Annotated in this window: 7 protein-coding genes; 3 read left to right on the top strand and 4 right to left on the bottom strand. The window is 40.8% G+C overall.

The features are described 5' to 3' along the window. The first annotated feature begins 721 nt into the window (after nucleotides 1-721). The gene (locus tag ACFO6W_RS15960) at nucleotides 722-1,309 is read left to right on the top strand and encodes a bifunctional nuclease family protein (protein WP_379998212.1); all 588 of its coding nucleotides are present in this window, start codon (nucleotides 722-724) and stop codon (nucleotides 1,307-1,309) included. 562 nt (nucleotides 1,310-1,871) lie between these two features. Here the strand turns inward: ACFO6W_RS15960 and fsa are convergent. From fsa to ACFO6W_RS15975, 3 genes are all read right to left on the bottom strand, one after another. Continuing rightward, entirely contained in the window at nucleotides 1,872-2,528 is a 657-nt protein-coding gene (gene fsa, locus ACFO6W_RS15965; RefSeq protein ID WP_379998214.1) for a fructose-6-phosphate aldolase, read from the bottom strand. 139 nt (nucleotides 2,529-2,667) lie between these two features. Continuing rightward, on the bottom strand, nucleotides 2,668-4,434 hold the full coding sequence (locus tag ACFO6W_RS15970; RefSeq protein WP_379998216.1) for a peptide MFS transporter: 1,767 nt from the start codon (nucleotides 4,432-4,434) through the stop codon (nucleotides 2,668-2,670). A 73-nt stretch (nucleotides 4,435-4,507) separates the two neighbouring features. Beyond that, on the bottom strand, nucleotides 4,508-5,869 hold the full coding sequence (locus tag ACFO6W_RS15975; protein ID WP_379998218.1) for an MFS transporter: 1,362 nt from the start codon (nucleotides 5,867-5,869) through the stop codon (nucleotides 4,508-4,510). Between the two features lie 281 nt (nucleotides 5,870-6,150). On the opposite strand from ACFO6W_RS15975, the gene coaBC reads away from it, so the two are divergent. Both coaBC and ACFO6W_RS15985 read left to right on the top strand, forming a co-directional pair. Continuing rightward, a complete protein-coding gene (gene coaBC / locus ACFO6W_RS15980) occupies nucleotides 6,151-7,344 on the top strand; it encodes a bifunctional phosphopantothenoylcysteine decarboxylase/phosphopantothenate--cysteine ligase CoaBC (protein ID WP_379998220.1) in 1,194 nt (397 codons plus the stop codon). 84 nt (nucleotides 7,345-7,428) lie between these two features. Further along, on the top strand, nucleotides 7,429-11,346 hold the full coding sequence (locus tag ACFO6W_RS15985) for an AsmA family protein (RefSeq protein WP_379998222.1): 3,918 nt from the start codon (nucleotides 7,429-7,431) through the stop codon (nucleotides 11,344-11,346). 2 nt (nucleotides 11,347-11,348) lie between these two features. Here ACFO6W_RS15985 and mnmL read toward each other — a convergent pair whose 3' ends face one another. Next, nucleotides 11,349-12,272, bottom strand: coding sequence for a tRNA modification radical SAM protein MnmL/YtqA (gene mnmL, locus ACFO6W_RS15990; protein WP_379998224.1), 924 nt, complete (start codon nucleotides 12,270-12,272; stop codon nucleotides 11,349-11,351). Nucleotides 12,273-12,368 lie beyond the last annotated feature (96 nt).

Here is a 12,368-nt window from a genome sequence, read left to right on the forward strand (position 1 = left end):
GGCTCCTTTGCTTTGGGTTGTTTCCTGCTGTTTGTCATAAGGATCAATATTAAATTAAAAATTAAACCGGGGGCAAGATACAAACAAGGAACGACATGGCAAAGGAAAATAAGGATTAATTACCTTTTGATATATATGTTTTTAAATAACTAATAATTAGATATTATATAAATACAAGAAACATAATAATTTACGAAAAACAAATAAAGTAACAATTATAAAAAGTCATAAGTAACAAACAGGTAACAAATAATGGATAAAAAACGATTATGTAAATGAAAAATAAAAATCTGTTTTTACTCTTATTAACTAATTTAAACATCTGTATATAAGTATATTTATTTTCATTAATATCCCTTTTATTTTCGTTTGCTTTCTTGGCGAATTTTGGTGATAACTTTTAAGGTAACAAAGGTTACACTTTTCATTACTTTTTCTAATCAATCTTTAAATTCTTAAATATTAAATTTTTAAATCCTTCCAAATCTGTCAAAGAACCATCAGCTAATAGCTAACGGCTAAAAGCTATATATAGATAAACTTTCCGCCAAAATATACAATTTCGTTTAAATTAAGGACGGAGGTACTGTCGTTCATTGGGAAGACAGAAAAACAGGATATGCCGGACAGTGGCAATAGTTTAAAATGTTTTAAAACAAGAGTGATTCTCTCGACTATATAAAATAAATAAGTATTTTTGATCCCATATTATATCTACAACATGGATGACAGAGTAAAATTATCAGTACTGGGTTTTTCGTTCAACCAGACACAATCAGGGGCATACGGATTGGTTCTGGCGGAAGAAGACGGTGTACGCCGGCTGATGATTGTGGTTGGAACTCCCGAGGCTCAGTCCATAGCATTCAAGCTGCAAGGCTCTTATCCTCCAAGACCCCTTACACATGATTTATTCCGTTCGCTTTTACATCAGTTCGGTATTATCCTGCGTGAAGTGGAAATATATAAATATGAGAACGGGGTTTTCTTTTCCCGCATGATATTAAGCCAGGGTGATAAAAACATTCAGATAGAATCCAGGACTTCCGATGCCGTGGGAATTGCATTAAGGACGAAGTCGCCTATATATACATCGGAAGCCATTATGCAGGAACAGGCAATAGTCTTCGATAAAAATTCTATTCAGGACGCAGCTAGTCCGGAAAACGAAAGAGACCATCTGGCTTTGGATTATTCGCTTCTTAATCTCGATGAGCTGGAGACGCTGCTCAAAGATGCAATCGAAGGCGAGGATTACGAATTGGCCTCTTTGCTGAGGGACGAATTGAAAAGGAAAGGTAAAAAATAGCATAATATTCATTTACTGCACGGAAAAACTACACGGTAAAAACATCTTTTAAGCTTTATAAACAGTACTTTACGCAACGAATCCACGTTTGTTCAGTCTTCTTATTATGAGACAATAAGAAGTAACATTCCTTTTTAGTTTAGCCGTCTCTTCTGTTAACGGGCCGGCCTTTGAAGCGGGGCGCTAAAGCGTTTTCGGTTCCTTTTGCGGCTTTGGGCAAAAGTAACACAAACAATCTTTGATTGCGCGTAGCAGAAAACAATCCAATATTAAACTTGGCATAAATAACAGATACATCTTATAACATTGGCTTTCGCGGTAAACATTATCTCATCGGTCACAAGATTAATGGTGGGTACTGTGGAATATTTGGGAATCTATGGGGCCGGGATTTCCAGGTCGTACAAGCGGATGTTTCCGGTCGCGCAAAACGCCAAGTCAATCTTCAGACCGCTATGTTTAAACACTATGAGAAAGGGTATCAGTAGATTGATACCCTTTTTTTTATCGGGCTCCCTGACATAAACAAGTCTGTTCCCGATCCGTATTATTTATATATCCTTTATCCGTTCACTTTCTTATAATCGGCCAGGAAAGTCGCCAGCCCGCTATCGGTAAGCGGATGCTTCAGCAACCCTTTAATAGCCGCCAGCGGACAGGTAGCGACATCCGATCCTGCTTCAATGCATTGTATAATATGTTGTGTACTGCGGATCGAAGCTGCCAGAACCTGAGTCTTCATATTGTATGTAGAATACATATCCACGATCTTGCTTACAAGCTCGATACCGTCGCTGGAGATATCATCGAGACGGCCAACGAACGGGGAAACATAAGTGGCTCCTGCTTTTGCGGCCAGCAGAGCTTGTCCCACGGAAAAAACGAGAGTACAATTAGTACGGATACCTTTTTTGCTGAAATATTTTATAGCTTTGATTCCCTCCTCTATACAAGGTACTTTTACCACAATGTTTTTGTGAAGGGCAGCAAGTTCCTCTCCTTCTTTTATCATACCGGTATAATCCGTCGCTATTACCTCAGCGCTGACATCACCGTCAACGATATTACAGATTTCCACATAATGTTTCCGCTGGTTTTCTACACCTTTTATCCCTTCTTTTGCCATCAGGGAAGGATTTGTCGTTACCCCGTCCAGTACTCCGAGATCGTTGGCTTCACGGATCTGGTCTAAATTGGCTGTGTCGATAAAAAACTTCATAATGTATTATTTTTTAATGGGTTATTATCTGTCCCTCTAAGTTCCGAATATATTTTAATAAAAACAATTCTAAAGAACAGATTGTTTTTTTAGAAATAACACCGAGTATCGATTCACATCGATATTTAAAAATCTGGTATCATTTTATCCCATGCATCATTTTCATTAAGCGCCTTGACAGGAAGAACAGAATGACTGACGCCGCCCCCGCCATAAATACAAAGAGCATGAAGAAATCATAAAGGTTGGATATCCTGTATCCCATAAATACTTTCGGATTCTCCAGCTGTTGCTTTTCCAATGAATTTTGTATTTCAGCCTTCAAGGTTCTATCCTCCACTTTGTAGAACATTATCCGGTCGAAAGGAATGACTTTTGTTCCGTCTTTTTCGCTGATATCCTTCTCAAATTCTTCGGGTAATAAAGTTAAGGTATTTTCTTTTTCCACCAATTGTACTGCTGCCAGTTCGATAAGCGGCTCGGGGTAATAACTGCTCAAGGTTCCCGAAAATTTATTGGCAGCCGATGTACTCATATACCAGATAGCCATCAGCAGAGAGGCAAACCGTATTGGAGCAAGCTTATTTACCATCGACAATCCTATCGGGGATAAGCAGAGCTCACCGAATGTATGTATGGTGTAAAGGCTTATCAGCCAGAGCATGCTCACTTTTATACCCGGCGCAAGGCCTTTCACGCCAAAGGCTATAATCAGGTAACCGATTGCCAGCAGAAACAAACCTATCGATTGTTTATAAGGGGAGGCAGGCTCTTTTCCTTTTTTGCTCAGCTTTGTCCAGATGGCAACAAAGACAGGTGCGAAAATGATAATGGCGACAGCATTTACCGACTGGAAATACGATGTCGGTATAGTCCAGTCAAACAGCCCCACATGCCTGTCGGTTTGTTCTTCTGCAAAATAGGTTAACGATGCCCCGGCCTGCTCGAATGCCGACCAGAAGAATATCACGAAAAAAGCGATAATATAAATTACCCAGATACGCGACCTCTCTATTTTGGTCAGTGACGGGTCCGATATTACATATCCCGGCGCCGCAATAGCGAGAGAGAATATAATAGACCCGATGATATCGGTCTTCAGCACCGTATAAAGCAAAATGAATAAACCAATCCAGACTGTACCCCATATGACGGCCAGTTTGGCCGTTGACTTACCCTTTGCGGCTGTCGGAGTGTCCCCGGCAGGTTTCTTCTCAGTATCCATCCGCCGCGTGTCGTGGCTATTGGGAATGACACCTATCGCATCCCCCCCGGGGGTTCGCAGGTATTTATCTTTTAAGAAGATAAAAACAACAACACCGAGCAACATGCCGATACAGGCGGCAAGGAATCCCCACTTAAAATCGGCCGGATGTCCTGTGTCTCCCAAGACACCACAAACAATGGGGGCAAAGAACGATCCGGTATTCACTCCCATATAGAAGATCGTATAGGCTGAGTCTTTCCGTTTATCGTCGGGCTTGTACAATTGTCCCACCATGGTAGAAATATTAGGCTTGAAGAAGCCATTGCCGAATATAAGGAATCCCAACCCCGAAAACATCAGCGTGGTAGCCAATTCCACGTTCTCGAAATAGCAGCCGGAAAGAAACATAAGGAATTGTCCTATTGCCATGAGCAATGCGCCCGCAATGATGGAGCGGCGGTTTCCCCAATAGCGATCGGCGATGTATCCGCCAATCAGCGGAGTGAGGTACACAAGGCCTGTATAGCTGCCGTATATCTGCGCGCCGTAGGCCTTGTCGAAAAGCAGCGCCTTTGTCATATACAGTACAAAGAGAGCCCTCATTCCATAATAGCTGAACCGTTCCCACATCTCGGTGGCGAAGATCAGGTATAGTCCTTTTGGGTGTCCTTTTTGAGTTATTTCTGTTTCGGGAGTCATTTATATAAAGTTATTCTATTCAAAACCGGTAAAATAAAAAATCCGGTTGTTTTGAGGAACCGGACTTTTTGCTTTATTTCTTTATGTTTGGTAATTCCAGCCCGTAGCCTTTTTTCTTGTCTTCGCGTTTCAGCAGGAAAGCGACTATGAGGGCGAGTATTCCGAAGCAGGTGAAGATAATCATGGGGAGAGTGTAGTCATAAATAGGGCTGCCATCGGGATTTGTTCCTAAAGTACAATATTTATTCAGGATTGTACCAATAAGCAACGGAACCATACTTAATCCGATATTCTGCACCCAGAAAATAAGGGCATATGCAGACCCCAGTTTATTTTCAGGGATAATTTTCGGTACAGACGGCCACATCGCCGAAGGCACAAGCGAAAATGCGATTCCCAGAAGTACCATTAAAATTGTAGCAAACCACCAGACATTCAGTAGTGGTAATGAGAACAGGAAGTGGATACCTATCAGCATGGCAGCTCCTATTACCATAATTGTCGCTCCCTTTCCTTTTTTATCATAAACCCCGCCAAAGAACGGAGTTAGAAGGATTGTTCCAAATGGAAGTATTGCCGGGATATTCCCGGCCAGTTCAGGATCTAATCCATACTTATTTATCATCAGGGAGGTTGCATATTTAAGGAACGGGAATACGGCTGAATAGAAAAGAACGCATAAAAGGGCGATTAACCAGAATCCTTTATTTGATATGATCGAGCCTATGTCTTTAATACGGAAAGGCTCTTCCGCTTCTTTATCCATATCTGCAACAGATGCGTCCAGACGCCTGTCCATCACACAAAAAACAAGATAAGCGATAAGTCCGATACAAAGAAGCACTACTCCAAACAGTACAGGAGCTGATATATGTTGAAAGTGTTTCGCTAATGGAATTGCAGCAGATAGTGCCAGTGCTGTGCCTATACGGGCAACAGCTACCTGAAGTCCCATTGCCAGCGCTATTTCATGGCCTTTGAACCAACGCACGATTACTTTTGTAACTGTTATTCCGGCTGTTTCTACCCCTACTCCGAAAATGGCAAATCCGATAGCGGCAACCATCACCTGGGATTTGAATCCAAACATTGTCCCTTCAAAAGAACCCAGTCCGGATACGGCATAATATTTAAGGCTACATCCTATGATCATCAAAATGCATGCGCCTAATCCGGTAAACCGCACGCCCATTTTATCAAGGATAATGCCGCTGATAATAAGCATAAACAGAAATACATTGAACCATCCGTATGCACTGGTAAAGAAACCATAGTCACCGGCATCCCACCCTAATTCCTTTGCTAACATATCTTGCAACGGAGCCATTACATCAGTAATAAAATATCCGCAGAACATGGTAAATGCAACAACGCACAGCACAGTCCACCGGGCTGCCTTCGAGTCGCTTAGTTTTTGTCTCAGTATTTCGGTCATTTTTTGCTTGATTAAGTGATTGTTTTAAATTTTTGCTAGGCAAAAGTATGTAAAAGAATTAGAAAAGTATAGTTTGATGCTCTAAAACATAGATATTTGATACGTTAAATAGATGAAAGGTAATTTTTGATACAATATTATTTAATTATAACCGGCTATTTTGTTGAAGATACAATAGTAATAAACAGGTCTGCGACCCTAAGATTTAAATAAATTTTATATCCATTTGAATACTCATATTCCTATTAACCGTATCTTTGCTTTTAAAATGTATCGGAAATATGACACTGAAAGATAAACATATCGTATTAGGTATTACAGGGAGCATCGCGGCATACAAAGCAGCATCGCTGGCCCGCCTTTTGATTAAGGCCGGCGCGGAGGTGCAGATCGTAATTACCCCGTCCGGGAAAGAGTTTATTACTCCCGTCACATTGTCGGCGCTTACAGGAAAACCTGTTGTCAGTGAATTTTTTACCGCTAACGACGGCACCTGGCACAGCCATGTCGATCTTGGCCAATGGGCTGACCTCATGCTTATTGCTCCTGCAACAGCCTCCACCCTGGGTAAAATGGCGAATGGAGTAGCAGACAATATGCTGATTACTACATATATGTCGATGAAAGCGCCTGTGGTGATCGCGCCCGCTATGGATTTGGATATGTTTGCCCATCCCGCAACAACCCGGAACCTCGAAATACTGCGCTCGTATGGAAATATCATTATCGAACCGGCTTCTGGGGAACTCGCGAGCCACCTGACAGGCAAGGGAAGAATGGAAGAACCTGAAAAAATTCTGGCTACTGTTGAGGATTTCTTCACGAAGCAGGAAGTTCTTTCAAAAAAAAAAATACTGATAACAGCAGGACCGACTTATGAACGGATAGACCCGGTTCGATTTATCGGCAACTACTCATCGGGAAAGATGGGTTTTGCCCTTGCCGAAGAATGCGCCGTCCGGGGAGCTGAGGTTACCTTAATTGCAGGTCCTGTATCGTTGACGATAAATCACCCTAACATTACACGTATAGATGTAGAATCTGCGGAAGAAATGTATAATGCTTCCGTAAAGGCTTTTCCTGCAATGGATGTGGCTATATTATGCGCGGCTGTTGCTGATTTCCGGCCCGAAGAGCAGTATGCGGAAAAAGTAAAGAGGAACGGTGATATACTTAATATATCACTTGTACCGAACAAAGATATCGCGGCATCACTGGGTAAAATGAAAAAGGCAAACCAGCTTCTTGTCGGGTTTGCTTTGGAGACGAATGACGAGGAAAACAATGCCCTGAAAAAGATTGTGAAGAAAAACCTCGATTTCATCGTACTTAACTCTTTAAATGACGCAGGGGCAGGATTCAAATACGATACAAACAAAATAGCAATACTTAACCGCAATGGCGAACGTAAAGACTTTGGACTGAAATCCAAGAAAGACGTCGCGTCCGATATTATAGACGAAACCTTTCTCTAAACACTTTCTCCGGCTGACAACCGGAAAACAAATCCTCCCTGTATTTGTTGATAATAAGATAACTAAACAAAACGACATTGTTTAATGACTAAAAAAGGGAAGAAGAGACTAAGGATCATACTTATCACACTTGCATTATTCATTGCAGGCGGATTTGGCCTTAACTGGTATCTGACCTATCAGTTGGAAGACAGTCTGAGACAAAAATTCAGGGAAGAAGTCTCGAAAGCTACAAATGGCTTCTACAGCTTTTCATACAATAATCTTTCTGTCGGGTTCTTTAGCGGGGAACTTATAATTAATGGGGTTGAACTGATACCCGACTCAGCTGTTTTCGAAAAATGGAAAAACGGGGACAGTCTCCCCGACCTCTATTACAAAGTAAAAATAGATAAGATTCACTTCAAAGGCATAAACCTTACATGGCGCAGGAATTATAAAAATCTGGATTTTAGCCTGTTCGAGCTTAAATCCCCTGATATAAAGGTCTTTCAGCCTCAATTACATTCTTTTCTGAAATCATCGTTGGATGGGCAGCAAAACAGAGAGCGGGAAACTTTATACCAGATGATCTCGACATATATAGATGTTCTCACCGTGAAACAAATAAATCTGGGGAATGCCAATATTTATTATATAGTTGAAGACTCCATTTCCCCGGTTCAATATGCACTTAGCGATGCAAATTTCAACGCTTACGGATTCAGACTGGATAAGGATTCGTATTCATCGGGGAAATTACTTTATTGTGATAACTTTGAATTTACAGCAGACAAACCTCAGCAATTATTATACAGCAACCAGCTTATCCTGAATACAAGGAACATTAAGCTGAGCACGATCGACGAACTGGTACGGATAGAAGGCGTGCACCTGCATCCGACCGATGACTTCTGGGCGGGCAGGACGGAGAAAACGGGTGCTTATCTGGATGCGACCATCAAATCGGTGTTTATTAAAGGAGTCAAATTTAAGAGAGAAAATGCTTTGAGTTATCTGAATGCCGATTCTTTCGATATTTCTTCCACCGATATCCAATATTATAGTGTGAAAGACAAATCTGTTGCCCGGAATGGAGATTCTTTGAAGCAAAATAATGCGGATAATGATCAAACATGGTCTTTATACAGTATTACATCTCCCATCCTCCAAAGCATATCCATTGGGAAAATAGGTATTGAAAAAACCAAGTTCCACTATACGTTTACTCAAGACGGCAGGTCTGACGAATATTCTTTAGAGCAATTTGATTTCCACGCAAAGAATTTCGTCATCGATTCCTTATCTGAAAAGCTCAAAAGATTCTGGTATGTCGATAATTTTGCCATGGAGGCAACCAATATAAAGGGACTGATTGCCAGCAATAATTCAAATCTCAATATAGCAACCCTAACGCTCAACACAGAAAGTAAACACTTCAATATCTCTGATATAAGAGTTAATCCGATATCAACCGTAAATGCGCGAAAAGATTATTTTTCGGGTACTATAAAATCAATCCGGATCGACGGGCTTAATTACGACACCGGCGTTTCGGCAGAGCAACTCAAAATAGAATCGCCCGATATCAGGTATTTCAAAGTAAAAAAGAAGAATAAACCGGATTCATCGAAAAAAGACGAAATAGAAATAGCCGATGATGCCCTGGATATATTCAATCCCTATGCAGACTATTTATCTGTAAAAAACATAAATCTGGCTAATGCGAATATTATTATACATGATTTAGGTACCAAAGATAATTTCCGTTTGCAGAAACTTAATTTCTATGCGGTAAAATTCCTGATCGATGAAGAAACCCGAAAGACAGAAAAATACTTATTCACCTGCGACGATATCGGGCTTTCATTTAAAGATTTCGACAACTTTCTGCCGGGAAAGAATTACAGATTACAGATAAAGGATGCAAATATTTCGACGCTCACAGGATTATTACTCTTGCGTGATGTGAAGCTGATCCCCCAGGAAAATATATGGGATAAAGCCCCGGCAACTTATTACGATATCGATATCCCGCTGATAAGAGTGAAAGGGTTTGACAACGACAGCTATCTGAATAAGGAAAGAGCAAAGATAAAATCCCTTGAAGTTGATTCTCCCCGGATACAAATCACTAAAACTGCCAATTCACCGGTAGATAAGGATGATAAAACTTCTTCCGGCAATGCAATCTCTGTTATCAAAAGTCTTGTAGCAGATGATATAGATATAAAGAACGTGCAGGTATCCTATATTGACCGGGTATCTCGCGACAGCCTGCAAACAACATTACAGGCTTTACAGCTGCATTCGTTACAATGGGATTTAAACAGGAATTTCAGAATAGATAAGTTTATTCTGGAATCTCCCGAAGTAGATTATATTGCGAAACATATAAACCCTCACTCGGAAAACAAGCACCAAGCGGAAGGTAATCCCCGGGATATAGATGAATTACTAAAGATATTTGGAAAAAAAGTAACTATCGGAACATTCGCCCTCTCCAACGGTAAATTTAATATTCAAAAACCGGATATAAGCTTCGGCGCAGAATTTGAGGATTTTGATTTATCCGGTATTGATTGGGATCGCCTGACAGGGAAATCTTTTTTGGATATGGTCTCTGTCAATATAACAAAACCAACCCTGGATATAAGGAAGAGAAATTCCGGCGATACTATTCCGAGGCAGAAGAAAGATTCTTCGGGTACCGGCCTGTATTCTTCATTGCATCCATATATAAACAAACTATCAATTAAAAAATTCAATCTGGCCGACGCACATATAAACTATGAGCATTCCCTTGATGAAAAACAACAGGACCGTCAAACAGTAAATACGACGAATTTTGGCATGACCGGATTTTTCATTGACACCGATGCCCGGAAGATAGACATGGAAGATATCCGCTTTAATACTAAAGACCTGCATTTCCCTATTATGAATGGCTTTTATACAATTGATATAGGAGAGATAGATGTAAACAAGAAAAATGCAAGCCTGGCTCTTTCGGGTATAAAAATGACATCTGTTTATCCCAAAATGGATTTTGCCTATAAGCATCCGACACACATGGATTGGTTCGATGTCACCACAGGGAATATCAGCCTTTCGGGCATCGATTTCCAACGCTATTTCTCAGATAATATACTGAATGCTAATCGACTTGTAGTAAAAGATGTTATGCTTCAGAATTTGAAAAATAAAAAGATATATACACCGCCTAAGCTCCAACCCCTTATCTATACTAAATTGTATGATCTTTCGTTCTGGATAGCTATAGACACGACCGATGTTTCTAATTTCTCTGTTATATATGAAGAATTGCCTAAGAATGGAACAGTGCCGGGGCAAATTTCATTCATGGGTATGAATGCCCGTATAGACGGACTTACCAACATAGCCTCACATCCTCAGCAATACATGCATCTCGATGCAAACGGCAATCTTATGGGGACGGGTTATTTTACTGCAAAATGGGATATGTCTGTCAGCCCCGATTATGACTGTTTTGTTTTGGATGCACATTTGCATCGTTTCGATTTACGCGACCTGAACCGGATTATAACCCCATTGGCTAAAGCGGAAATAAAGAGCGGCATGCTCAAAGATCTGACTTTTAGGACAGAAGCCTCAAGTATGAATGCGTCTGTAGGGATGAAATTCCTCTATAATGATTTGAGCATAAATATACTGAAAGGCGATGATCCGGAGTCTTCAAATAAATTTGTCACTAACGTTGCGAATGCATTTATACGGTCAAACAATCCGAACAAAGAGAATTCAAGACCGCGTGAACCCTACCTCTATATAGAAAGGGACCCCTATCATTCGACATTCAATTATTTTTGGCAAATACTACAGCCTGCCGTTGTGGAATCTGTCGGAGTATCACAGAAGAAACAGAATTTTGCGAAGAAAGTTACCGGTTTCTTCTCCAAAGTGAAAAACTTCTTCACAGGTAAAAAAGATAATAAGCCTTCTACATCACAGGAGGATGTAAGGCCGAAAGTGCTTAAGTAAGGTTATTTATAGAAAAGCCGTCCCTGCCATGTCTCCCTTTCTGCAAACCTCTTTAATACTTTAGCGGTGAATTCGAAATTTTTCAAGCCCCAATCGGGAGCGATAAGGAGCTGCTTAGGAGACTGTGAAATAAAACGCTCGATAATAAAATCAGGATTTAACCTTTCCGAAAAATCAATGATTAAGTCGATATAATCATCTGCATCGAACAGGTTGAACCATTCGGGGTGCTCACGATATTGCTTTGCCATAACCGTGCCTTTTATCAATTGTAACTGATGCAACTTTAAGGTTGTCAGAGGTAACTTCGATACCTCGCCGGCATGTGCCAATACCTGCTCTCTGCTTTCATTGGGCAATCCCAGAATCAGATGAGCACCCGTATAAATACCTTTCGCGGCTGTTTTATGGATAGCGTCCACACTTTCGGCATGCGTATGCCCGCGGTTGATAAATTCGAGAGTAGAATCGAGTGTCGACTCCAATCCATATTCTATTATAAGGAATGTTCGCTTATTCAGTTCTGCGAAATAATCGAGTAATTCGTCAGGCATACAATCGGGGCGGGTGCCTATTATCAGCCCCACGACGCCGGGATATGAAAGGGCTTCCTCATATAACGAAATCAGCTTATCAATACTGTCATATGTATTTGTGTAAGACTGAAAATAAGCGAGGTATTTCATTTCAGGATACTTGTAGGAGAAGAAAGCAATGCCATCCCTCAACTGGTCGCTTACGCTACGCTGTTTTCCTCCATATCCGGGACTAAAGCTCTGGTTGTTGCAATAGGTGCATCCCCCCACTGCTTTCGACCCATCACGATTCGGGCATGTAAACCCTGCATTTATCGAGATTTTTTGAACTTTATAGGGAAAATGTTTGGACAGAAGGGTTCCAAATTCTTTATAATATCTGTTATCCATTAGTTGTATTCGAATCTGTGTGCAAAGGTAATACTTTTTCAGTAAACGGCTAGCAGTCAACAATTCGTATCTCGTATAATTTTTCACTTTTCATTT

The organism is Dysgonomonas termitidis, assembly GCF_042654545.1.
Lineage (GTDB): Bacteria > Bacteroidota > Bacteroidia > Bacteroidales > Dysgonomonadaceae > Dysgonomonas > Dysgonomonas termitidis.